This window comes from Candidatus Erwinia dacicola (assembly GCF_001756855.1).
GTDB lineage: Bacteria > Pseudomonadota > Gammaproteobacteria > Enterobacterales > Enterobacteriaceae > Erwinia > Erwinia dacicola.
Genome location: NZ_MAYS01000308.1, coordinates 1 through 21,706, shown reverse-complemented (window position 1 = coordinate 21,706; position 21,706 = coordinate 1). Strand labels below are relative to the sequence as shown.

Here is a 21,706-nt window from a genome sequence, read left to right as displayed (position 1 = left end):
TAATCACTGGGCTGAAAGCTGCATGAGCGCTGGCTTTCTCTCATTACATAAAAACATAAGATTGAAGCAACCATCATTCAAATCTCACTAAATATTCACTTTTCCGTTATATATCTGATAGTTAAAAAAGAAACCAATGCCCATTTTGATCCTTAAAAATGTAAAATGCTGAAATTCTTTTCAATCTTTTCAGTTCTGGCTTTCCGCAAAGCCGCCAGCACTGGCGCGGTCTGGAGTTCTGGTTTGTAGAAAAATAAAACTGAAAAATTTTTATGATCCAAAAACCGCAGGCGGGTGCGGTGTACTGCGATTTTGGTCTGCGAAAGATTTTTTTGGCCGTGCTGTGACGCGCCAGCGCCCCGCTGTGGGCACGATCTGTTTTAAGGGTGGCTCTGAGTGTACGTAAAAGCTGAACGCGCCGGAGCGCCGCTGACAGCGCGTAGCGATAGCCGCTTAAGAGGTACGAAAGGAGATATCCCCGCCCGGGGATGAAGGGCATAAAAAAACCCGCTTTCGCGGGTTATGTTCTGGACAGGTTTACTTGCCAATCACCGGGGAGTATTTGCCGTTCAGCGTGTCCGCTTTTGTTCCGGTGCTCCGGATGGCTCCAGCGTTGGTCGGTGCTCCCGTATTGCTATGCGTGTGGCTTGCCGTTTGCTCTGCCAGCTCTTTCACCACGTCGAGCGTGTCGAGCATCAGTTGCGCCACGTTGATTGTGCCAGAGCCAATCCACACTACCGGGGCAATAATCTGCTGTTGTACTGCCGCCACGCTTTTACGTATCTGGCCGATTTTCTCGATCAGGTCTTTACCCGTTGTGACTGTCTGGCTCCCGGCAATGTCCGTTTCATCATTGCCGCCGATACTCGCCACGCGGTTATTTACTGCCTGGCTGTAATCACCCGTGCATACCTGCTGAATGGCTCCGGCCAGCAGTGTGGACGTGCCCATTATCCGTGGCCTTAACCGTGGTTTCGCGGCTGACCAGCTCCCGCTGTTCTGTATCGGCCTTAACCACCCGCGCCATAGAGGTTTCACTGATCGTCTGGTCTGTCTGCCTCACCCAGTCACCCGCCAGGGTGACGCGCTGCGACACTTCCGCACGCTGCTGTTGCAGCTGTTCGCCTGGCTGGATATCAGGGAGGCTGGTTCCGTCCGGCACGGTCTGCCGCACAAACGGCTTATCCGGCCGTCCGCCAGTGAAAGCCATCTCTACCAGAGTTCCTTCGGGCGGAAACTGAAACATCCCCGAATCATTACCCGCCATAGGAACCGGCAGCGGTACAGCAGAGTAAACAGGCGTGTCTTTATCCGGGTTGCCGTCCGCGTCCAACAGCTGCACATCAACCGCATAGCGGGGACGGAACGGATCGGAGAAATTGCCACTTTTCACCGTCTCAACGGGATTCATCACGCGGCCAAACTTGGGCAAATGCAGTCCTGACGCCAGCTCCGGATAATGACTTTCAATCTGGCGCTGAACGGGCGTTTTTTGCAATGCCTTACCCGTGGCACGGTTGCGGGGTGTCCAGGTAACGGCCATCGTGTCATTTTGCAGGTGGACTTTTGTGACCCTTTCCCCGTTCAGCTCCACGCCCGGGCGCAGACTCTGCACCAGGGGAAGTGTCATTGAGTTCCCCCCTGCCGCCTCCTGATTAAATTCATGGGGGATCTCAATTGGTCGATCAGCAAACAGGGCTTTTTCCGCGCCGCCAACATATACCGCGCCGTCCGGCAGCTGATACCAGACATAATCTGTAATGCCGAAAGCCTTTCCCAGATTATCCAGCAACTGATAACCCGTACCGCTGTGGGTGAAATGTAGGATCGGACGGTCTGAGTAATCAGCATCCGGCACGCTGAAGGTTAACCCGCTGTTCTCTGTCAGCCAGCTGGCCACATCGCGCAGCGTGGGGTGCTGAAACGAACATGGCCAGAGGCGTTCAAATACGCCGACCAGCTCACGAACAAAGAGGCGCTGAAAGCCATTTTCAGCAGGTTGTGAGCGTTCCACGTACCCGGTAAACCAGCGCAACACCAGATCGGTGTAACCCACATCAAGACGCACCAGTTTCCCCGTATAGTCCTGCGTCGTCCCTGCAGTAATAAACCCCCGGCCGCAGTTGTTCAGCTCCAGCACCAGACTGGCATCAGCCAGGTGAATTTCATCCGTTGAAAGGTACAGGCGTTTAATCGGCTTCATTTTTATCCCAGTGCATCATTCACGGGCTTGAGCACCTTACGCTCAAACCACGTCAGTTTTTCTTCATCCTCGCCAGCAGCCTGGCCACCGTTCTGGCCACCACCACTTCCCGCCGTTTGCTTCACGGCTTTGGTTTTGCCGCTTGCCCTTGCCTCACGTGCTGATATGTTCGGTCAGTGTGAACGTAACCAGCCAGGACATGCGCCCGTCCTGCGGCGGCGCGTCCAGGGTTCCGGTAAAAATTGCCTCACGAAAATTCACCGCCCGTGCCGCCTCATGTGCGACGCGGTATTTCTGGCGCTGGCCACTGGTATCTGTCGCGCTGGCCAGCTCAAAGATACGGCGCAGGATCTCCGGATTTTTATACGGTATTTCGCCGGATACGCGCAGCTCCTTGCCTTTAATGCCCTGCTCGGATTTCGTGGTTGCACTCGTCTGGCCGGACTGGTCTTTGTCCTGGAATTGCTGCGATACGGTAACGCGCATGTTCTTCAGCAGAATGGCTTCACCGTTAAGCGCCAGTGTCGGGTTCGAGGTCATGTATCATTCCTTTAATGCCGTCGAGGTTGTCGCCAACCAGCATCATGGCGGCGGTGTACACGGAGGACTGAAGCGGTATCCCTTTTACCAGCTCCAGAAGCGTGGAGGGCAGATCGCCACTGGCGGTAAATACCCATGCCCTGGCGCTTTTCCCCTGTAAATCCGTCAACCCGCTGGCAATGCCAGAAATCAGGTTTTCACGCTGCTGTGTAAACTCCCCCATCAGTTTTTTTATACCCGCCAAATCCGCCACGGCTGCGGCTTCCTGCTGGGCTTTTTTCACCGCTGCGGCCGCCAGGGCAGTGCGGCTTGCCGGTACTGAAAGCGGGATCGCCGCTGGCAAACTTTGACTGTATTTCGCCGGAATTTGCATCTTCTCCGCAGCCAGCTGTGCGGCGGACTGCGCCAGTCTCCGCACCTGGGTAAATGCCGGGCTGGGGAATACATCCACAAGCTTATTCAGGCTGGCCATAAAGCTGTCATGCGTCTGGCCAGATACCATCATGATCACAATATCAGCCGCCCCGCCTGTTCCGGCCAGTTTCTCAACCAGGTAATTGACGGCATTTACCGGGCTGAGATAAGCGCCGTTTTCTGTCTGCTGCCCAACCCCGTACACCCAGGGGTGTACCGGGATAACGGAACAATTCAGCGCAGCCACTGAATCACTGAACGCAATTCGCACTTCACGCCACATTTTCTGGCACCTCTGGCCACTCAATTTCCGGCGCTTTGCTGGTATCAACACGGTTAAGTAACACCCGATATTTTTCCACTCCATCAACAACGTGGCCTCTTTTTCAGTAGAAATACCGAATTCAACAGCATCCTCCAGAGGGGCAATAACCGCCATAGCTTCATTCATCAGTATCTGTTTTTTCTCTATGGCATTTGCAACATAATCAACGGGCACAGGAATTATATTTTCCCCATCGAACATCCATAAACCATTTATATCAAATCCTTCAGGTAAATTATTAACTTCAACTTCGGCGACAGACATATCAATTGGCCACAATGCAGATACATCCTTGTTAATTGATCGAACAACCCCATCATGAGCATATATAATTTTTAACGTATTCTGCTCAAAGCTCTCCTGTAGTTCGTACCAGTCTCTTCCATTTTCATCTTTCAGAAATGAAACCCCCAACGCTAGCAAACCACTGGTTTTTTCATCTAATTCAGGTGTGTATTTTGAGAAGTTCTTAAAGTTTTTCATATCATTTTACGCCGATGCTGCTGTGTACCATTTACCATTAATCAGATATTGCACTTGTCTATAATATACAGTCAGGTTTACGGTGTAGTTTGCTGAGCCATATATCCCCGTAAGCACAATCCCATTTCCGTAATTAAGATTAGCATTACCTATTTGCCCGGAACTTGTTACGCTTCCAAGCCTGACCTGCGTAATATACCGACTATCGCTTTCAGCCTTGGTGTATGCCTGCCCTGCAGGGGTATAACTTCCTTTAGGCTGAAAACGTCCATCACTTTCAGTTTTGGTGTATGCACCAGTCTTAGCCATATACCCAGCATCAGATTGAGCCTTTGTGTAATAACGGGCGTCAAAACTAGCGTAATTCGCCAGTGTCAGTTTGTTTATTGTTACATCACCACTTGCAAGGTTAACCACAAAAGGCCGCAAACTGTTATAGCTACCGAGTTGATCACCTGAATTGGTAATCATCAGGAAAAGATTCCCACCATCATTACGCCAGAAAGTGCCGTAATTACCATAAGCAATACGCAAACCATTTGCATTCCTGGAAATGATTTCCCCGGATGATGTTATTCCTCCACCAAATCCGGCGCTGCCATTAAACTGAAAGGTAATTGAGCCATTTGCATTACGCTGTGAATAATAATGATAGCCCGAATCATCGCCTAACTCGACGATGGTTGGGCGGTCAGCAGATCCCCATAGGCGTAAGGTTGCATTTTTTTCTGATTGGCCTGTAGATAAAATCCCGAGTTTCTTACTGGTTCCTGAATATAATGCTCCAGTCTGTGATGTTATGTTTCCACGAGCACGCACCCCCGTAGCAGTACTGATACCAAATTCTTCCTGACCATCTGTATTTCCCGTCGCTATACGGTATTCTTCGCCCTGTGCTGTTTCATGCCAGATAGTATCGCCAGAACCACCACGAAATTTCCTGAGATAGTTTTTTACCCCCGTGGTACCTGTCGCAAGAGCAGTGTAGTTATATGTTTCCTGCGGCACAGAATCCTGAATGAGCGAACCCGACATTGAATCGCCACTTTTAGCAACAGCTCCAATATCGGCAGGCGTAGGTTTATTGGCAGCATCGTACTGTTTCGTCCATGCTGACCATACCCCACTGTAAAGCGTGCGGATGTACGATCTGGAACTGTTATAAATTCGGTAAATTTGTGTAATACCCGCATGTTTATAGACTTCCAGCAACCCGGCGTTAGCCTCCGGATAGTTGCTGCCAGTTTGCGCCTGAGCGTTCGCTGGCTGGTAATATAGCCCCGGTATTGTGAAGGTGTTGAGATCAGCAGCACCGCCAATGCCCACTGTCTGGCCGTTGAAAATATCCTGCGCGGTAACGTTGATATCACTAGTGAGCGCCCGGCCATTGATTTTACGACCTGACGGTACGCGCCCGTTTGCATTGTCATTTGCAGCCTTAACCGCTTTCGGCGTGGCCGCTAAAGATTCTGAAACGCTGTCCAGAGCACTGCTTAATTGGGTGAATCCCTTTGCCGCCGTGGTTGCATCAGGATGATTACGTGACTGCTCATGTTTTTTCAGCGCATCACTCGCCGCCTGTTCGTTAAGCGTACCTTTAGGGCGCAGATCGGTAATGTTGCCGCTTGCATCGATACTGGCCACAGCAAAAACGTAGTGCTGCACACCATTTTGCACGTAATCAGCTTGGTTAGCTGCAACCGTAATCTTGCTGGTCACGCCCCAGGCACTTGTCAGGGTTCCTGTCCATGCCACATCCAGCCACACGTTTACGGGTTTCGCGGCAACCGTAATGTTCTGGTTAGCGGCCAGCTGCGCGCGCAAGCCGCGAACATACCCTGCTCCGGCCGTCACATAATATTGCGAGCCGCTTTTTGCGACCAGGTAGCCATTTCCCAGGAAAGCCGCTGCGCCATACAGGTCAATATTTTCCAGGCACTGGCGTTCATCCATCGCGGCCATACGGGCAGTGAAGTCAATCTGCCAGGTTTCCGCTGGCGTGTTAATTCCGGTTTCAGTCTGTGCGCCGTTGTACTCCATCAAAAAAGAACGGGTGAGCACGTTGCCCTGCTGCCCATCTTTCGTTTTCAGCTTCTGCTGTAGCGGCGCGTGAACAATCATGGCCAGCGTGTTGCTTGCCTTATTAATCAGGCCGATCCAGTTAAACGAAAAATCGCCCACTTCCGCGCCCAGTACAACGGAGTGAACCACGGCATTTTCATTTACCACGCCTTTACGGCTAACGACCTGGCGGTGAACGATTTGTGCGGCAGGTGGCAGCGTTTCGCTGCGGTCAATTGGCTTACTGGCATCCAGCCCCGGCACATTGGCAAAAACAAATTCATCCAGCAGAACGGGCTCACCCGTTACCGCCTGGCTGGCTTTCCACTGCTCAAAAGCCAGTGTGATAGCTGTCTGTGACATAAATTCTCCCTATAAACTCGCGCTAAACGTTGCGCCGCTGGCTACCGTGCTGTTCAGACGTGCCGGATAAACCACATATTCCCCCTGATCCCATCCCGCCCGGATAGCCAGGCTTTCAGACGTGATCACTTCAAACTGATAACGGCGGCAGGTTCGCCCGTACTGCCGGATTATCTGAATCATCAGCTGCGTGTTGTCTGCAATCTGGCTGTCCGTGACGCGCACCATGATCACGTCCCAGTCAATGCCCGGCTGGCGTTCAACCAGCTCCACGTAACCAATCCCCAGACGCTCAAAAATGTTAATGAAGCCCTCAGCAGAACCCGCATCACGCGCATTGATGAAGGCATAGGCCACGCGCTTTCGGTACAGGCTCAACGGTTCGCCACTGAAACGGCTTATGTCACGGTCATACGCGATTAAATTGAGTACCGGTTCTATGCAGGTCAGCGGATCAAACTGCCGCAATGGCCAGGTTATCCAGCTGTACACCTCAGCCCAGTACGTCCGCGCCGTGCGCAGTAAAGCCAGCGGCTCACCTTTGTTCATCCAGGACGGCAGCGCCATGCTGGCCAGCTTTTTGAGAAAATCAGTCATCTTTCAGGCTCACCGTTAAGGAGTTAAGGCGCGGTACGCTCAGATCGCTTGTGATATCCTTCAGCGAAAACTCTATGGAATCCGAATCCGGGAAGGTTTTGTGCACCTCACGCCCCAGTTGCGAAAACGAAAAGCGGGAATATGGCCATGTTTTTTTCACGTCATAATCCGTGTTTTCCCTGAAGGCGCAGCGGATCAGGTTTTCAATCCCTTTCTTCAGCGTGTCCTGCTGTTCCACTTCAAGGTTGCTCAGGTTCCTGACGTACACCGTCACGCTCAGATCGTGGCGGGTTTCCGGCATGGCAAAACACTGCATATCGTCCCCGTGGCCGTGGTGGCCTTGGGTGTTGATGTAGTCATTAACCGCTTCAATAAACGGCTCGGACGTAACCCCGCTATCCAGTAACAGATAAGCGTTCGCTGTACCCGGGCCACGGGGTGCGTCATGCAGAAAGAAGATCCGATCAATACTCAGCCCGGCCACGCTGGCAATCATCGAACGATAAACCGCATCCGTGTGATAGTTCCCCACCAGGTTGAACTGATTCCGGCAGCGCTCGCGCAGCTCGTCATCGCTTTCTTCGTCCGCCCCCGGAACGGTCAGCCAGTCCTCTTCACTGGCCACATGGCTGATACCGTCCACCGCCACGGGCAGAATGCGGTAATAGCCGGGCGCAAGATTGTACGCCCCGCCCGTTCCGGTGGCTTTGACGGTCAGTAAAGCGCTTGCCGTGCCGGACGGGATCACCACATCGGCCACTGTGGCCATAGCGTAAACTGTGCCGTTAATCCTTTCTGTCTGGACTACTGTTCCCGCCGTCACGGTGACGGCCTGTTTTGAATCTTCCTTGTAAAAGCGGATCACACCTTCCGCAGCGCTGGCAGGTTTAGCCGTGACGTTCACCGCCCAGGCCAGCAGACGCAGCATCTGTCCACCCGCCGTGGCCACAAACATATTGGTCATGACCACCGAAACCAGAGCATCCTTCAGCCACATCACTGGCGCAGTCACAATGGCGGTAATGAGCCGCCAGAACGGCGACATACGCGACGTGTTGGTTATGAGCCCTTCCTGCGCAGCGATGGCGTTGAAACGAATGCGCACCGCCTCTTCCGTAACGGGCATCCCGCTGGACTTCACCACCTCTTCAAAATCAACCTGCGGCTTTTCCGTCATAGCTCCACCTGTGCTGATATTCCGCCAAAGTCATACGTGCTCGCCGTCACCCATAACCGCTTCTGGCTTTCCTCGCTCACATCCACCGTACCCGGCACAATGCGTTCATCCTCTTCAATCAACAGTTCCAGCTGCGTGAAGATATCCGCTCGTAAAGTCGGGCTACGTTCGCCAACTAGCTGCGTGGCCAGACCGCTTTCCAGAATGCTGTGAATAATGTCTTGCCCGATACTTTTGCGGTTATTACACAGCTCAGGCTCTTTTCCGGTATTCAGAACAAAATTACCGTTTTCAATCAGCAGATCGATGTAAAGCAAATCACTCATGGGTTTAGCTCCTGCCACTCCTGCAACTGTCCCGGTGAAAGCGTTTCTTTCGGATAGATATTCACCGTGTCAATTTTGCGGCTGTTGTCCGTAACAGATTTAGAATTGCTGTTTATGGTTTTACTGATCCCGCCGCGCTCAACGCCTTTAAGCTCCCCACCTGTTAACAGCACACTGGGGGCAATTGCTGGCGGCGGCTCCGGTAATAACGTGTTTTGCGTTAACTGCTGCATGATATTCCCGCCATACTCAACCTGTTTTATTTCAGGTGATGCAATCGCAGCCTGTTCAATCTGTTTAGGATTGAAGGGGATTCCCTTATTTGCTCCCGAACCTGAATCAGCAGCCAGGGCAATATCCACGCCCGGAATTTTATTCAGCTTTTCAATAATCCAGTTGTACGTTCCGGTAAATGAACCTTTCAGGGTGTCCCACAATTTCCCGAAAACGCCACCGATCACGCTGGCCATTTTTTCAAAGGACGCGACAGGGGAATTAATATCAAAGGCGTTAACCACATCTCCCCAGCCCTCAGTCACGATCCCGAACATCTCGATGACCGTCTGAATGGAACGATAAACCAGCTCAAATGGAGTCATAACCAGGCCAACCGCACCCGCCACGACACGGCCAAAGGTTTCCCCCGCGCTGGTCACGCCAGCCAGTTTCTCCCCTGTCATTTGCACCGGGGAAAGCAGGTTGCCAAACCAGCCAAACAGCGTTTTTACGCCGTTCCAGACCCAGCCCACCGCCGTGGCGATACCGCTGAACAGCCCTTTAAACGGAGTCAGTGCGCCACTGGCCTGGCTGAAACCACTGATAAAACCGCTGACGAACGCCTTTATCGGTTGCCAGAACTTAATGACCGCCAGCACCACGCCAGCTATCGCCAGGGCAACGACCGCAATCGGGGCAATCATCAGTAAAAACGAGGCAGAACCCACACGGGCGGCAATACTTGCTGCCAGCAGGGTGGCACGTAAACGACGCAATCCAGCAGTAAACAGCTGCGTCACGGCGTTACTGGCGAGCATTGCCAGGCGATTAAGCCCCAGGAGTCTGGCCACTGGTGCCAGCACCTTGGTAACACCCATCATCACAAACGCGTGAACACCCATCACGATATTGGCGATGGCTCCCACGGCGGCAAAACTCAGCAGTCCCAGCGCGGCATACCCCACCACACGCGCGATGTTGGGAAACAGCTGCATCCACCGGGCAAAGGTCTGCCCCATATCTGCAAGGCGATTCAGCAACGGATACAGCACCGGGATCAGCGTCAGGCCAATGACGGTTTTAATGGCCGTCAGGATGGCAATAAAGCGATCCCACGGTTTCACCATTTTGGCCGCCATTTCCTGGGTACGCCTCAGCCCGTCAGCACCGCCCAGCTCAGTAATATTCCGCTGAAGAAGCGCCACATTGCCATACAGCTGTTTAACCACCGCCGAACTGTCCCCAAAGGCTTCATCCAGCTCCGCCTGTGCCTTCAGGTTCCCTTCCAGGCTCTTGCCATATTTGCCCTGTAGCTTTGCGAGCATTTCAGGCATGGACAGCATTTTTCCGGTAGTGTCAGTAAAGGACAGCCCCAGCTTTTTAGCGCCATCAATCGCGCCCGTCATAAAACCTTCGTAAGCGCTGCTCGCTTCCGTTCCCAGCGTGCGGCTCAACTGCCCCAGCACGGCCAGCTGTTCATCCAGCCCGACACCGTAGTTTGTCCCCACGCCGCGCGCGCCTTCCATCAGGTCTTTGATCGTGGCCATTTCCGCGCCGAACGTCTTGCGCATGTAAACCATCTTTCCGGCCAGCTGTTCAACGAACTGCACTTTGCCCAGGCGTGCGGCATCAGACGCAAAGTTACCGAACATCTGCCCCATAAACTCCGACGTTTCCGCCGCAGTTGATTTCATGGCAAACGCCAGGACGTTGGCGACTTTGGCCACTTTCGGCAGTTCATTCCCGGTCAGCCCGGCGATGGCCGCATTGATTGATTCAGTGGACTGAACAAACTCCACCGCGCTGGCTCCGTATGTCGCGCTGAACGTCAGCGCGTCCCGCTTGACGGTTTTTAGCGCAGAATCGTCGATACCTTTTGCGGCCGCCTCGTTCAGCGCGTCATACATTTCTATGGCCGGGGACAATGCGCCTTTGATGGCCATGCCCGTTCCGGCCAGCGCCAGCACGCCGCCGCCAATCTTCGTAAACGCTGCCGCTGATTTTTCCGCAAAGCCGGTCACATTGTTCTGCACCTGTTTTAACGGGCGGGACAATTTATCGATCAGGCTTAATGTAAAATCTAACTGTTTCATTCATCGCCTTTAAAAGCAGTGCTTATTCCGTTTGCAACAGCAATACGCATATTTTCCCACTGACGATTATCCAGCCAGACAGCTGCGGCGATATCGTCAATGGAATCTTCCCCGTGGGGTAAATAGTGGCGGCGTAAAATTAAATACTGATCGAGTCCGTTTCTTTCAATAGCCCGGACTCGCTTTGTCAGTTTTTTACTTCAATTTCCAGCTCTGGAGCGTAAATCTCATTTACCTTGCCAGCCAGCTGCAACGCTGCACCGGGGCGTTTTAAAATTTCCGTCAATGCATCTTTACTTTCTGGCTCAACGATACGCATAAGATAGCTATGCGCCGGGGCGACTTTGTTATCCATCGCCATTTCGTTAATGAATTTGTTATAGGCGGTCTGGTTAGGGGCGAAAACAATTTCTTTACCACATACAACCAGATTAATTTTCTGTTCCATTTAATACACTCTCTCGTTTATTTATTTCATCAATCAGCGCGTTATGAAGTTCTGCACACACAGAATATAAATCCTGATATTCAATAGCTGGGGCAGCAATATCCGCCCCGGTATTACCTTTAATGCGCGGAAGATTTTCCGTTGGGCATTTTCGCTTCAGGTTTTCCTGATAAGGTACGCTCTGTATTTTCGACGGTTGCGTTATACATCCGGATAAAATCATCAGACACGCAAACGTTAGTGAAAACCGGCTTAAGAATTTCCGTCCTGATTTCCTTCGGTCTGCCACTCTCCAGCGCCTCCAGTTTATCTTCCAGCTCTCTGGCGGATTCGCTGGCAATCTCCAGCATCGCCTTTTGGGACTTGTTACCCGCAACCTGCGCGGCGGAGTTGATCGCCAGCTCCAGACTGTCACGCCGCCAGTCAGCGGTCAGCCAGCCCCAGACAAACGCCAGCGCAACCACAACCAGCCACTGGCCGTTTGTCATCAGCGCACCCCGTTATGTTCCAGGCTGAAGTGATTGCCGTCCGGACGGGATTTAAATCGGCCGCCCCACGTACCACCCAACGATTCCCAGTATTCACCCAGCGGGAGATAATCGGCCGTATTGGTTTTGTACTGGCCATTCACGAACAGATTAAAATCCACGCCCAGGCGCTGGGTATGCAGACTGTTAGTGATACCGCTGCCCTTTTTAGCATTCAGCGCGGCCTGTTCCGGCGTGCGGTACGCCTCGCAAAACGTCAGGCGATAGCCGTGCTCTTCAGCCCAGTGGATCAGATTGGCCACCATCACGGTAAACAGCTGCTGTTTTTCGCTCAGTGTCACTTTGTATCTCCTTTACCAAAAATCCCCGTAAAGCCCATTTTGCGCAGCCACGCTTCAACTACATGTTGCCCCGCAATACCCAGAACGGAACCGAATCCCAGTAAGGCCAGCGGATGAATATCCGGCACGAAATACAACGCCACTCCGGCAATAAGAGACAGCCCGCCGCCGACAATGACACGCCCCAGAACCAGGCGGGGTGTTATCGTTTCATTGCTGTTCAGCAACTTCCCCAGGGCAATCATCGCTCCCATCAACGCCAGCGCAATAAACCCCTTTTCATACTCCTGCATCCCTGCCCCTTACCCGATCAGGTTTTCCGTGGCTTCCGCTTCCAGATACGGAACGCCGTTGATGTTTACGAACTTTGGACTGGTCACAAAATATTTGATTTTGTGCGTGGCCACGCTACCGCCCTTCGGATCGACATCCAGCAGGTTACTCAGCTGAAGTTTGCAGCCGAACGTCTCCACCTTGACTTCCTCGCTACCCGCTTTGGCATAGAAGAGAAAATCCACTGGCTCAATACCGCGCCAGGAACCCGCCGAACGTGCTTTTGCCGTCAGCACACTCAGCACTTTGGAACTGACTTCAATTTCACCCTCTGCGGCCACATCACCGTCAACGTGGCCATCCGGCACGCCACGGGTCTGCGCGGCGGCGCTGTTGTCCGTGATATCGAGAGAAATTTTCTCGATGTGGATCAGATCGCCGTCAACGTAAGTATCAAACGACATTCCCGAAATACGCTTACTCATGCGGCGGCCTCCAGGCTGGCATCCAGTAACAGACTTATGGTGATTTGCAGCGGCACTTCCCAGGTGCGCACCACAATGTAAATTTCCACCGCCTTTTTATTTTTCCAGACAATGGTCACATCACCATCCTGCGGCGGCTTCACTTCGCCGGGGAATGAAACCCCGTTGATGTTTGCTGCCGTGGACATTTCACGCAGCGGCTTCGCAAACAGCGTCTGGTGCGCGGCAATACTGCCCGGCGTGCTGTTAAGCGAACGGTCTGCAATTTTGCCGATGGCCAGCAGACGCACCCGGCGTGCGGCTTTATCTGCCACGCGCAGCGTTTCGATGGACTGATAATCGCCCCCTTCCACGTCCAGCGTGCGGCCGTCTGACCAGTAGAACCCGTCATAGTCCGGATACCACATCGGCACGCTAAAGCGCTGCGCCTCCAGCGCCTGAAGCGTGGCCAGTTCCAGCACTGCCCCTGTGCCATCCAGCGGCAATTCATCGCTGCCCAGACTGACCAGCGCCCCTGTTTTCACGCGTGCCGGGCTGTCCGCCACGGTGACGGCACGGCTGCACAGACGACCAGCCAGCACGCCCGGTTCATTTCCCCATAGTCGGGGAACCAGCTGCACCGCTTTTTCCGCAATGCCGTCCTGAAGGGTGGACATACGCGCAAGGTAATCCGCCTGTCCCTCTTCATCCTGCATTCCCTGCGTGGCCAGAATGAACCACACCCAGCGGCCGTATTTAGCGATCAGATCCGCACGCAGCGTAATGGCCTGGTTAATCTCCGCCTTTGTGGAAATGTCATTGCACAGCACCACCCCTTCAACAGAGCATGACACCTGCGCAGCCAGCACCGCTTTAACCCACGCATCCGGCTCGGTGTCAGCTGCCAGCACATGGACGAACCCCCACCAGTTCTGGCCAGCATTCGACACTGCCGCCAGCACATCCCGTTTTAACTGGCTGTCAGCCTCACCCAGTAGCGCGTCAAAATCGCTCTGGGTATTCACAGCCAGGGTCTTGCCTGTATTTTTGGTTCCCGTACCGATAAACAGCACCGTGCGTTCCACCTCATTGGTTTCACCCAGTAGCTGGTTTACCTGGTTAACGGTCACATTTGGCCAGGTCATGTTCTCCCCCTGATATCCTGCGCATTTACATCCCAGCCAAAGCCGATGGCCTGAAGCTGGCGTGCCAGCGCCTTGTTAAATTCTTCATCGCCCATTCCCAGAAATACGCGGGAAGGGAGATCGATAGTCCAGCTCGTTTTTACGGCCTTGCCGCTTAACTTCCGGATAAGCAAACCCGCCTGTCCGTATGGCATTTCGCTGGTTATTTCCCGGATAGTGGGCTTTTTCCAGCGCTTCCCTCTGCGAACCCGGTAGCCCAGCGCCCGCAGTTTTTTTTCCCTGCGCAGCGGTGGCCAACTTTCCCTCCTGTGCCTTCCCTGGCTGGCTGACGCGGCTCACCCGGACGCGCATGCCGTTCTGCTGTGAATATCCCACGGTGCCAGCGGGTACAGGTGTTTCCCCGTTCCGGTATCCGCCACCCTGCAAGTAAATCCGCACGGCCTGAATTTCAGGCATCTCCCGGATATGCAGCAGTTTCGGCATATTGCGCAGCATCTTGCCTTTGCGCTTCGTTTTGCGCCCTTCCCAGCCTTCTCCGTCCGGCGTTTCCTGGTTCCGCACGTTGCGTTTGGCGGCGGCAATAACGCCATATTTCGCCATTCGCCACAGCAGCCTCTGCCGTTTTTTGGGTGGCAGCTCCATGCTGGCCAGCGCCTTTTTCAGCTCCGCCAGCTGGCGCTTGTTAAGCTCCCCTCCGGCAATCACGACGCATCGCCCACAGGCGCCCCGGATTCATCCACGCCGTAAACCGTTGCCGTCAGCGCCGTCCAGATCTCCGGCTCAACCAGAGACCAGCGCTTTCCCTGCCAGGGGATTAATCCCTTTTCGTCCTCACGGATCACCAGCTCTTCCGCCATGGGAACCGTCAGGACAATATCGGCGGTTTCTTCATCGGCCACCGACACATCCCACTGCGGATCGGCCTCAGTTACCCCGATTTCGTCCAGCAGTTCCCTGTCTGCCTCATCGAGCCAGGCAGCCATCAGCGACATAAGCAGCTGCGGCGGGCACAGGCGATACGGGAAACGCTCCCAGCTCAGTACCGCGTCATAGCGGATCACCGCCTGGCGGTACTGCCCCAGCCCCAAATCCTTTGCAGCCGGTACGAACTCCATTTCATCCACGACGCTGCCAAAAGCCTTCATCGCACGGGCTGGCACGTTGCTGGTAAAGAACGCCGTCAGGTTTTCAAGCTGTGTCTGGTTCATACCTTCTTCACCGTTGCCCTTTTCAGCCCCTTCATGCGGCGGATCACAACTGACGCCTCTGCCAGCAATCCGGCGCGGGTTTCCGTGCTTTCCTGGCCAGGGTGAGAGTCACGCCGCCCAACGGTGGCAAACTCCCCCAACAGGTCAGCTTTTGCCCTGGCAAAAACCGCCTTCATGTACTGCGCACAGAGGGCGTTTAACTCCCCCATCCGTGCCCCCGGCGCGTCCCCTGCGCTCAGAACCCCTTTTGCCTTCCAGCTGGCTTCCACTTTTTCCAGCTCCGCATTCACCTCCGCCACGGCCGCAAGCAGCGCCTGGGCAGCGGTGTCCGCCTCAACATCAGCCGGGATCGCTCGCTGTGCCTGAAAGTCCTTCAGGTTCAGGTCTGGCCAGAATCCTTCGTTTTTTAGCGGCTCGTCCTGATAATCAAGCGGCTTTCCACTAAACATGGCTCCCCCGAAAAAAATAGGCGGGCTGTCCGGTTTCCACGGCGCAGCTTCACATCGTGTTTCTGCCCTCCACCGCGCCCGCCTGGCTTGCGGTAGTCTTTAACCCTGCGTCAGTTTTCGGATACGTGCGGCGATGGTCTGCCGCTGCGTTTTAACGCCGATTTTCAGGTAATACTGTTCTGCGGTGGCCAGCAGCTGATCGGCTTTCTGAAGTGTTTCCACATCGTCCACACCCGCAGCTGTTTTCTGGCCATCCTCACCGCGCAGCAGCTGCAACCCGGCGAACTTGTACCATTTCGCTGTCACCTGCTCATGCAGCCGCCACCTGGTGGCCACGTTCTCAAACGTGCGTGAAAAATACGGCTCAATACTTTCCCCGCGCCCCGCAGACTCCTCCGCCCAGGCCAGCATCGTATCGGCCACAAACGTTGGGAAATTGCTGCGCAGCCGTTCCGGCGTGGCCTGTTGCTGGGCAATAGCGATATCTGCCCATTCCAGCGCCTTATCCAGATCGCCCACGTCAAACAGCCAGATCACGCACCACGCCAGAACCGGATTGGCATACACCTGGCCGCTGGCCAGATACGCTTCCACAGTCGGCACCCATTTCGGCAGCAGCACGTTGCGCTTATGCTCAACGCGATCTGCAATCAGGGGCAGGCTTCGCAGCTGTTCCACGTCTGTTTCCAGCGCCTTAATCAGCAGGTGCATGCTTTCCGTGGTGCCAACGGCCAGGCTTTGCTTCAGCTTTTGTTCCATCGCAATGCGCTGGCTATGGCGCTGCGCGGGTGAAAGAGACATTGATTAACCCTCCACTGGCTCTGACGGCTTACCGATGGTCACGGCATTTTCATCAATCGCCGCGTACAGCTCCGGCACTTCAACCGCATAGCCTTCGTTGCGCAGATATTTGTTTTCGAACTGTTTGCGATCCTCCACAAACTCAGCCTTACGCATACGGGTGTTGCGCTGAGTGTAGATGTGCAGGTTTTTCAGCGGAGTAACCACCATGCGTTTACCCGGCATAAACGGCGGAATGATTGCCGGACGGCCAGCAATAGTGCTTCCCAACATCTGCGCCGCGATTTTCTCCGTTGGGCGATCAGCGGCCTGATACAGTCGGTACTGTTCGGCGGCCACCAGGTCAGCACCTACCAGAACCACCAGGCGCGGGTCATTACGGAACTGTGCCGGGATTTTGGCGTTAATCAGATCGGAGGCCATCGCATCCAGCGATTTGTAATCCCCCGCTTCATCCAGAACGACCGGATCGGTCATAATCTGATTGCCACCCAACAGCGTTTTCATACGCTCATGCCAGCCAATGTTCACATCTTCGCCGTTTGGGTTAGTGGTAGGGTCAGTGGTTTTAGCTCGGCTCTTCCCGTTGAAACCAATGCGCAGCATATCCAGTGCGAAAGCCTGGGTAGTGAAAGCCTGAACCAGGTTGTAAAACTCGTTTTCGTCTTTGCCAGCATTAGCCCAGACGGAAAGCAGATCCCAACGCAGCGCCGCACAGCTGTCCGTTTCAACCAGCGAATAATCATTACCGTCAACGCCTACCTGACGGACAAAACGGCCGTTCTCACTGCGCCCGGTGTGAAGAACAGATGAACCAACAGAGATCACCTGGCCACTCAACTGGTCAACGTCCAGGCATGTGAGCATGTCCAGGAACTCTACCGACTCCAGCAGCGCCAGACGCAGCGCATTTTCCTGCGGGTCATTCAGGGAAAAATAGCGACTGGTATCACGTGCGCCGAACTGCTGCGCCATTCCAGCCGTATATTTATCCAGTAAATCCCGCCCACGGTTATTAAGGTGCATAAAACTCCCTCGCATTTACGCGATTATTTAACTTGTTTTTACTTTTTTTCTTTTATGCCAATTACAGGAAATTAAATTTCCTGGATTTGGACGGCACCTGACGCTGTTTGCGCTGACCGCCTTTATTACCCAAATCATTAAAGCGGGTAACAATCTCTTTAGCATTGTCACGAATAGCGGCAAACTCTTCCGTGTCCACTACTTCGGTAATAGTGTCAACATCGTCCTGCACGGAATTAAGCTGGGTTTCAATTGCACCCACACGCGCTTCCAGCTCGTTTACCGCACTGGCCAGCGCCTGTAATTCATCATCATCCGCTGGCGGGTTATCCTGCGGGTCTTGCTCTTCAAACTTTGGTTTCAAGCCAAAATATTTTTGCCAGCCTTTCATATTTCCTTCCTGTGTAATTTTACCGTTTCGGGAAATCACACAACTGTAATATCCCTGTTTGTTTAATTTGCGCCGACTAAAGCGCAGCCGTGTAGTTCCTACACTTGCCGGGTTGTCAGTGACAGCCAGCCCCTTTAGATAAGTGCGCCCCCCTCCGCGCCAGTTCAGTTCCGGCTCTACGGAGAAATAAAGCAACTGGCCTTCATCATTCGCGTAAATCAGGCGCTTATTCGGGCACAGGCTGACATACAGCCGCGCCAGCCCGTCATCACCGTCCTGCCACATCGCTTCCAGCACTTCACCAAAGTTTCCGGCGTAGCGCTCGTGTTCTGGCCAGAGTAAAGCGGCGTAATGGTTAGGGTCATAGGTTTCACCCATGTCGATAATCCATTGCCGTTCCAGCACTCGTCCATCAACCGTATCGCCTTCAGTAGCAACACACAGCCAGCCAGTTTTTAAATGCGACACATATTTCCCCCTCTGTCGATTAACTGTTTCCCTTGCTGTGGATTTGATTATTGCTAAATAAACGCATCCACGCATTACGCTTTATTCTGAACAGTTCGGTTATAGGCCATTACCGAACAGTTCAGAATTAACCCCGCCGTTTTTTCATCATTACCACGGCATAATTACATCTATGGCTAAATACTCAGACGAATTAAAAGGCGTTGTCCGCGCTCTTTACCTGCGCCGCTACACGCCAAAAGAAATTGCATCAGAATTAAATCTGCCGAATGCGCGGATCGTTTACTACTGGGCAGAAAAATATAAATGGGCTGACCTGCTCAGTTTCGAAAGCACAGAGGAGGCAATTGAACGCCGTTACCAGCTGTTAGCCGGGCGTGACAATAAAACGGATCTGGATTTAAAAGAAATGGATTTACTTATTTCTCACGCCACAAAGCTGCGTGCCCAGCGCAATAAGCATAAAGAAAAACTGGCCAGCAGCCAGGGGGAACGGCAGGCAGCTGCGCGAGGGGATAGCGAGGAGGAACCCCGCGGCAAACGCAAGTACAAGAAAAACGATATTTCGTCACTGACCCAAGAGGATTTTGACACCTGGGCGGACGAACATCTTTTCGAATATCAGAAACACCTGCGCCGCAACATCGGCCAGCTGGTCAGGAATATCCTGAAAAGCCGCCAGATCGGTGCAACCTGGTACTTTGCGTTTGAGGCGTTCGAAAACGCGGTAATGACGGGCGATCCGCAAATCTTCCTGTCCGCGTCCAAAGCCCAGGCCGAGGTGTTCCGGTCTTACATCGTCAACATTGCCGAACAGTATTTCGGTATCACGCTGACCGGGAACCCGATCCGCTTAAGCAACGGCGCAGAACTGCGTTTTCTGTCGACCAACAAAAACACCGCCCAGTCATACAGTGGCCATCTTTACTGTGATGAATATTTTTGGGTGCCCAACTTCGCAAAACTCAATGAAGTGGCCAGTGCGATGGCCACCCATGACAAATGGCGAACCACTTACTTTTCCACCCCATCGGCCAAAACGCACCAGGCTTACCCGTTCTGGACGGGTGAAGAGTGGAAACAGGGCAGCAAGAAACGCGCGGCCATCAAATTTCCGCTGTTCGATGAAATGCGGGACGGTGGCCAGCTCTGTCCGGATGGCCAGTGGCGCTATGTCATCACGATGGAAGATGCCATTGCGGGTGGCTTCAACCTGGCCAACATCGAGAAGCTGCGCAACCGCTACAACACCGCCACGTTCGACATGCTTTATATGTGCGTGTTCGTGGACAGCAAGGATTCTGTTTTCAGCTTTTCCGATCTGGAAGCGTGCGGCGTGGAGGTGGACACCTGGCAGGATCACGACCCGGACGCAAAACGGCCATTTGGAGACAGGCCAGTCTGGGGCGGCTTTGACCCGGCACGCAGCGGCGATTTCTCGTGTTTCGTTATCATCGCCCCGCCGATGTTTGCCGTGGAAAAATTCCGCGTGCTGAAGGTGATTTACTGGAAGGGCATGAACTTCCGCTACCAGGCAAAGCAGATCGAAAAGCTGTTTGACCAGTACAACTTCACTTATCTGGGCGTGGATGTAACCGGGATCGGCCAGGGCGTGTTTGACAACATCCAGCACTTTGCCATGAAGGTTGTTGTTCCGATTCGCTACGACATGAACACCAAAAACCAGCTGGTACTGAAGGCCGCGGACGTGGTGGAAAGCCAGCGTATCGAGTGGGACAAAAATCTGAAGGAAATCCCGGCCAGCTTTATGTCTGTGCGGCGCACCACCACACAGAGCGGTAATGCCATGACCTTTGTCGCTGACCGCAGCCAGGACACTGGCCACGCAGAGGCATTCTGGGCAATCACCCACGCCCTGCATAACGAACCACTTAACTACGAAAACAAACCAAAATCCCGCTGGGGTGTAAGGAAACAGGCAGCATGAGCAAGAAGAAACGTTTTGTGAAGCGTGAACAGCGCGGCGATAAGTCCAAAAAAATGAGCATCATCAGCTTTGGCAAACCAGAACCGGTACTGACTACCGGAACCGATTACCGGGATATCTGGTACGACAACGCCGCCGACCACTACACACAGCCGATTGACCGCCTGGCGCTGGCGCAGCTAATCAACCTGAACGGCCAGCACGGAGGGATTATCCACGCCCGTAAAAATATGGTCACGGCGGATTATCAGGGCGGCGGCCTGACGTTCGACGAGCTGGAGGCCGCTGTTTTTGATTACCTGACGTTTGGTGATATCGCTGTGGCCAAAATCCGTAATGGCTGGGGAGACGTAATCGGGCTTCAGCCGCTGCCGGGACTTTATCTCCGCCGACGAAAGGAGAGAGAAAACGCGGAGACTGTGCCAGGGGATTACGTGGTTTTACAGGAGGGTGAACCGCTGGCGTTCCCGCCTGACGATATCATTTTCATCAAGATGTACGACCCGCAGCAGCACATCTATGGTCTGCCGGACTACATCGGCGGCGTTCATTCTGCCCTGCTGAACAGTGAGGCGGTTATTTTTCGCCGTCGCTACTACCACAACGGCGCACATACGGGCGGCATTCTGTATACCCGTGACCCCAGCATGACGGACGAAATGGAGGAGGAGATTGAACAGCAACTGCGGGACAGCAAGGGGATCGGCAACTTCTCCACCATCCTTGTGAACATTCCTGGCGGCGACGGTGACGCGATCAAGTTTATTGAGATGGGGGACATTTCGGCCAAAGATGAATTTGCGAGCGTGAAGAACATCAGTGCACAGGACATTCTGAACGCACACCGCTTCCCGGCCGGGCTTGCGGGTATCGTTCCGCAGAATACTGCCGGACTGGGCGACCCGGAAAAGGTTGAACGCACCTACAAAAAGAATGAAGTGCTGCCTATTCAGCGCCGCCTGGCGATGGCCATCAACAACGATCCGGAAATTCCGCGCCACCTGCATTTGAATTTTGCTGAAGAAACAACGGTGAAGGGTGCAGCATGATGCAAAAAAGGCTAAAATCCAGGCATTATTTGACAGCCGGAGAATGGAATATGAGAGTCCTGAAAATTGAATGCCCTGAGTGTGGCTCTAAAGCTGTGATTCGTAAGACTAACCGGAAACACCGCCAGATCGCTGATATTTACTGCGCCTGTGCAGATGTGGAGTGTGGGCACACTTTTGTTATGAATTTGACATTTTCCCACACCCTCAGCCCCAGCGCTAAAACGGGTGATTCTTTGGTGCAAACATTGCTCAAAAATCTCTCACCCGATCAGAAGCAAATGGCTCTGGATTTATTGAAGGCCGCACCCGCCGCCTGAAACGCCCCCGCCCCGGGGGTTTTTTATTTCCCCCCTGACCACACCTCGCATTTCCTCTGCAATCTCGCCAATCCATGTTAAGGCAATAG

Annotated in this window: 22 protein-coding genes and 4 pseudogenes; 3 read left to right on the top strand and 23 right to left on the bottom strand. The window is 53.6% G+C overall.

Annotated features, from left to right (window positions below; all coding sequences use genetic code 11):
- Nucleotides 1-121: 121 nt before the first annotated feature.
- The 23 genes and pseudogenes from BBW68_RS18850 to BBW68_RS09070 all read right to left on the bottom strand — a co-directional run bounded on the left by BBW68_RS18850 (nucleotide 122) and on the right by BBW68_RS09070 (nucleotide 18,300).
- The gene (locus BBW68_RS18850; protein ID WP_186821312.1) at nucleotides 122-499 is read right to left on the bottom strand and encodes a hypothetical protein; all 378 of its coding nucleotides are present in this window, start codon (nucleotides 497-499) and stop codon (nucleotides 122-124) included.
- Between the two features lie 38 nt (nucleotides 500-537).
- Nucleotides 538-2,203: pseudogene (locus BBW68_RS09165) on the bottom strand (hypothetical protein).
- Nucleotides 2,204-2,205: 2 nt separating this feature from the next.
- Nucleotides 2,206-2,743: pseudogene (locus BBW68_RS09160) on the bottom strand (baseplate complex protein).
- Nucleotides 2,715-3,440: a hypothetical protein gene (locus tag BBW68_RS09155; RefSeq protein ID WP_070135124.1), complete on the bottom strand. Its 726-nt coding sequence runs from the start codon at nucleotides 3,438-3,440 to the stop codon at nucleotides 2,715-2,717. Before BBW68_RS09155 ends, BBW68_RS09160 begins: the two are co-directional and overlap by 29 nt.
- Nucleotides 3,441-3,569: 129 nt before the next feature.
- A pseudogene (locus BBW68_RS17835) lies at nucleotides 3,570-3,965 on the bottom strand (tail fiber assembly protein); the annotation flags it as partial.
- 6 nt (nucleotides 3,966-3,971) lie between these two features.
- Nucleotides 3,972-6,389 carry a phage tail-collar fiber domain-containing protein gene (locus BBW68_RS19735; RefSeq protein ID WP_245675242.1) on the bottom strand — a complete coding sequence of 806 codons (2,418 nt, stop codon included), beginning with the start codon at nucleotides 6,387-6,389 and terminating at the stop codon, nucleotides 3,972-3,974.
- A gap of 9 nt (nucleotides 6,390-6,398) precedes the next feature.
- Entirely contained in the window at nucleotides 6,399-6,986 is a 588-nt protein-coding gene (locus BBW68_RS09145) for a phage tail protein (RefSeq protein ID WP_063412006.1), read from the bottom strand.
- Nucleotides 6,979-8,163 carry a baseplate J/gp47 family protein gene (locus BBW68_RS09140; RefSeq protein ID WP_070135123.1) on the bottom strand — a complete coding sequence of 395 codons (1,185 nt, stop codon included), beginning with the start codon at nucleotides 8,161-8,163 and terminating at the stop codon, nucleotides 6,979-6,981. Before BBW68_RS09140 ends, BBW68_RS09145 begins: the two co-directional genes overlap by 8 nt.
- Entirely contained in the window at nucleotides 8,160-8,489 is a 330-nt protein-coding gene (locus tag BBW68_RS09135; protein ID WP_039268773.1) for a DUF2590 family protein, read from the bottom strand. The genes BBW68_RS09140 and BBW68_RS09135 overlap by 4 nt, the downstream gene beginning before the upstream one ends.
- Entirely contained in the window at nucleotides 8,486-10,798 is a 2,313-nt protein-coding gene (locus tag BBW68_RS09130) for a phage tail tape measure protein (RefSeq protein ID WP_070135122.1), read from the bottom strand. Before BBW68_RS09130 ends, BBW68_RS09135 begins: the two co-directional genes overlap by 4 nt.
- Nucleotides 10,795-10,938: a DUF6890 family protein gene (locus tag BBW68_RS20680; RefSeq protein WP_370991228.1), complete on the bottom strand. Its 144-nt coding sequence runs from the start codon at nucleotides 10,936-10,938 to the stop codon at nucleotides 10,795-10,797. Before BBW68_RS20680 ends, BBW68_RS09130 begins: the two co-directional genes overlap by 4 nt.
- 47 nt (nucleotides 10,939-10,985) lie before the next feature.
- Entirely contained in the window at nucleotides 10,986-11,246 is a 261-nt protein-coding gene (locus tag BBW68_RS09125; RefSeq protein WP_070135121.1) for a putative phage tail assembly chaperone, read from the bottom strand.
- A 119-nt stretch (nucleotides 11,247-11,365) separates the two neighbouring features.
- The gene (locus BBW68_RS09120; protein ID WP_013097389.1) at nucleotides 11,366-11,734 is read right to left on the bottom strand and encodes a hypothetical protein; all 369 of its coding nucleotides are present in this window, start codon (nucleotides 11,732-11,734) and stop codon (nucleotides 11,366-11,368) included.
- Nucleotides 11,734-12,075 carry a M15 family metallopeptidase gene (locus BBW68_RS09115; protein ID WP_070135120.1) on the bottom strand — a complete coding sequence of 114 codons (342 nt, stop codon included), beginning with the start codon at nucleotides 12,073-12,075 and terminating at the stop codon, nucleotides 11,734-11,736. Before BBW68_RS09115 ends, BBW68_RS09120 begins: the two co-directional genes overlap by 1 nt.
- Entirely contained in the window at nucleotides 12,072-12,368 is a 297-nt protein-coding gene (locus BBW68_RS09110) for a phage holin family protein (protein WP_013097391.1), read from the bottom strand. The genes BBW68_RS09115 and BBW68_RS09110 overlap by 4 nt, the downstream gene beginning before the upstream one ends.
- A gap of 9 nt (nucleotides 12,369-12,377) precedes the next feature.
- Entirely contained in the window at nucleotides 12,378-12,833 is a 456-nt protein-coding gene (locus BBW68_RS09105; RefSeq protein ID WP_013097392.1) for a phage protein, read from the bottom strand.
- Nucleotides 12,830-13,957 (bottom strand): DUF2586 domain-containing protein, encoded by a 1,128-nt coding sequence (locus BBW68_RS09100; RefSeq protein WP_070135119.1) that lies wholly within the window; start codon nucleotides 13,955-13,957, stop codon nucleotides 12,830-12,832. The genes BBW68_RS09105 and BBW68_RS09100 overlap by 4 nt, the downstream gene beginning before the upstream one ends.
- A pseudogene (locus BBW68_RS09095) lies at nucleotides 13,954-14,662 on the bottom strand (hypothetical protein). The gene BBW68_RS09100 and the pseudogene BBW68_RS09095 overlap by 4 nt, the downstream one beginning before the upstream one ends.
- Nucleotides 14,659-15,165 (bottom strand): phage tail protein, encoded by a 507-nt coding sequence (locus tag BBW68_RS09090; protein ID WP_059476550.1) that lies wholly within the window; start codon nucleotides 15,163-15,165, stop codon nucleotides 14,659-14,661. The pseudogene BBW68_RS09095 and the gene BBW68_RS09090 overlap by 4 nt, the downstream one beginning before the upstream one ends.
- The gene (locus BBW68_RS09085; RefSeq protein ID WP_070135118.1) at nucleotides 15,162-15,614 is read right to left on the bottom strand and encodes a head completion/stabilization protein; all 453 of its coding nucleotides are present in this window, start codon (nucleotides 15,612-15,614) and stop codon (nucleotides 15,162-15,164) included. The genes BBW68_RS09090 and BBW68_RS09085 overlap by 4 nt, the downstream gene beginning before the upstream one ends.
- Nucleotides 15,615-15,713: 99 nt before the next feature.
- Nucleotides 15,714-16,415 carry a phage terminase small subunit gene (gpM, locus tag BBW68_RS09080; RefSeq protein WP_063412011.1) on the bottom strand — a complete coding sequence of 234 codons (702 nt, stop codon included), beginning with the start codon at nucleotides 16,413-16,415 and terminating at the stop codon, nucleotides 15,714-15,716.
- A 3-nt stretch (nucleotides 16,416-16,418) separates the two neighbouring features.
- Complete coding sequence (locus tag BBW68_RS09075; RefSeq protein ID WP_063412012.1) at nucleotides 16,419-17,441, bottom strand: phage major capsid protein, P2 family; 1,023 nt, start codon at nucleotides 17,439-17,441, stop codon at nucleotides 16,419-16,421.
- A 61-nt stretch (nucleotides 17,442-17,502) separates the two neighbouring features.
- Nucleotides 17,503-18,300 carry a GPO family capsid scaffolding protein gene (locus BBW68_RS09070; RefSeq protein ID WP_070135117.1) on the bottom strand — a complete coding sequence of 266 codons (798 nt, stop codon included), beginning with the start codon at nucleotides 18,298-18,300 and terminating at the stop codon, nucleotides 17,503-17,505.
- 172 nt (nucleotides 18,301-18,472) lie between these two features.
- Between BBW68_RS09070 and BBW68_RS09065 the strand changes: the two genes are divergently transcribed.
- Genes BBW68_RS09065 through BBW68_RS09055 form a run of 3 tightly spaced genes read left to right on the top strand, consistent with a single transcriptional unit; the run spans nucleotide 18,473 to nucleotide 21,617 of the window.
- On the top strand, nucleotides 18,473-20,248 hold the full coding sequence (locus BBW68_RS09065) for a terminase large subunit domain-containing protein (RefSeq protein WP_070135116.1): 1,776 nt from the start codon (nucleotides 18,473-18,475) through the stop codon (nucleotides 20,246-20,248).
- On the top strand, nucleotides 20,245-21,297 hold the full coding sequence (locus BBW68_RS09060; protein ID WP_070135114.1) for a phage portal protein: 1,053 nt from the start codon (nucleotides 20,245-20,247) through the stop codon (nucleotides 21,295-21,297). The genes BBW68_RS09065 and BBW68_RS09060 overlap by 4 nt, the downstream gene beginning before the upstream one ends.
- Nucleotides 21,294-21,617 (top strand): Ogr/Delta-like zinc finger protein, encoded by a 324-nt coding sequence (locus tag BBW68_RS09055; RefSeq protein WP_063412016.1) that lies wholly within the window; start codon nucleotides 21,294-21,296, stop codon nucleotides 21,615-21,617. The genes BBW68_RS09060 and BBW68_RS09055 overlap by 4 nt, the downstream gene beginning before the upstream one ends.
- Nucleotides 21,618-21,706: the final 89 nt, after the last annotated feature.

Coding starts and splice junctions, on each gene's coding strand:
- BBW68_RS18850 (WP_186821312.1), bottom strand. CDS start 499: ATGCCCTTCATCCCCGGGCGGGGATATCTCCTTTCGTACCTCTTAAGC.
- BBW68_RS09155 (WP_070135124.1), bottom strand. CDS start 3,440: ATGTGGCGTGAAGTGCGAATTGCGTTCAGTGATTCAGTGGCTGCGCTG.
- BBW68_RS19735 (WP_245675242.1), bottom strand. CDS start 6,389: ATGTCACAGACAGCTATCACACTGGCTTTTGAGCAGTGGAAAGCCAGC.
- BBW68_RS09145 (WP_063412006.1), bottom strand. CDS start 6,986: ATGACTGATTTTCTCAAAAAGCTGGCCAGCATGGCGCTGCCGTCCTGG.
- BBW68_RS09140 (WP_070135123.1), bottom strand. CDS start 8,163: ATGACGGAAAAGCCGCAGGTTGATTTTGAAGAGGTGGTGAAGTCCAGC.
- BBW68_RS09135 (WP_039268773.1), bottom strand. CDS start 8,489: ATGAGTGATTTGCTTTACATCGATCTGCTGATTGAAAACGGTAATTTT.
- BBW68_RS09130 (WP_070135122.1), bottom strand. CDS start 10,798: ATGAAACAGTTAGATTTTACATTAAGCCTGATCGATAAATTGTCCCGC.
- BBW68_RS09125 (WP_070135121.1), bottom strand. CDS start 11,246: ATGGAACAGAAAATTAATCTGGTTGTATGTGGTAAAGAAATTGTTTTC.
- BBW68_RS09120 (WP_013097389.1), bottom strand. CDS start 11,734: ATGACAAACGGCCAGTGGCTGGTTGTGGTTGCGCTGGCGTTTGTCTGG.
- BBW68_RS09110 (WP_013097391.1), bottom strand. CDS start 12,368: ATGCAGGAGTATGAAAAGGGGTTTATTGCGCTGGCGTTGATGGGAGCG.
- BBW68_RS09105 (WP_013097392.1), bottom strand. CDS start 12,833: ATGAGTAAGCGTATTTCGGGAATGTCGTTTGATACTTACGTTGACGGC.
- BBW68_RS09100 (WP_070135119.1), bottom strand. CDS start 13,957: ATGACCTGGCCAAATGTGACCGTTAACCAGGTAAACCAGCTACTGGGT.
- BBW68_RS09090 (WP_059476550.1), bottom strand. CDS start 15,165: ATGAACCAGACACAGCTTGAAAACCTGACGGCGTTCTTTACCAGCAAC.
- BBW68_RS09085 (WP_070135118.1), bottom strand. CDS start 15,614: ATGTTTAGTGGAAAGCCGCTTGATTATCAGGACGAGCCGCTAAAAAAC.
- gpM (WP_063412011.1), bottom strand. CDS start 16,415: ATGTCTCTTTCACCCGCGCAGCGCCATAGCCAGCGCATTGCGATGGAA.
- BBW68_RS09075 (WP_063412012.1), bottom strand. CDS start 17,441: ATGCACCTTAATAACCGTGGGCGGGATTTACTGGATAAATATACGGCT.
- BBW68_RS09065 (WP_070135116.1), top strand. CDS start 18,473: ATGGCTAAATACTCAGACGAATTAAAAGGCGTTGTCCGCGCTCTTTAC.
- BBW68_RS09060 (WP_070135114.1), top strand. CDS start 20,245: ATGAGCAAGAAGAAACGTTTTGTGAAGCGTGAACAGCGCGGCGATAAG.
- BBW68_RS09055 (WP_063412016.1), top strand. CDS start 21,294: ATGATGCAAAAAAGGCTAAAATCCAGGCATTATTTGACAGCCGGAGAA.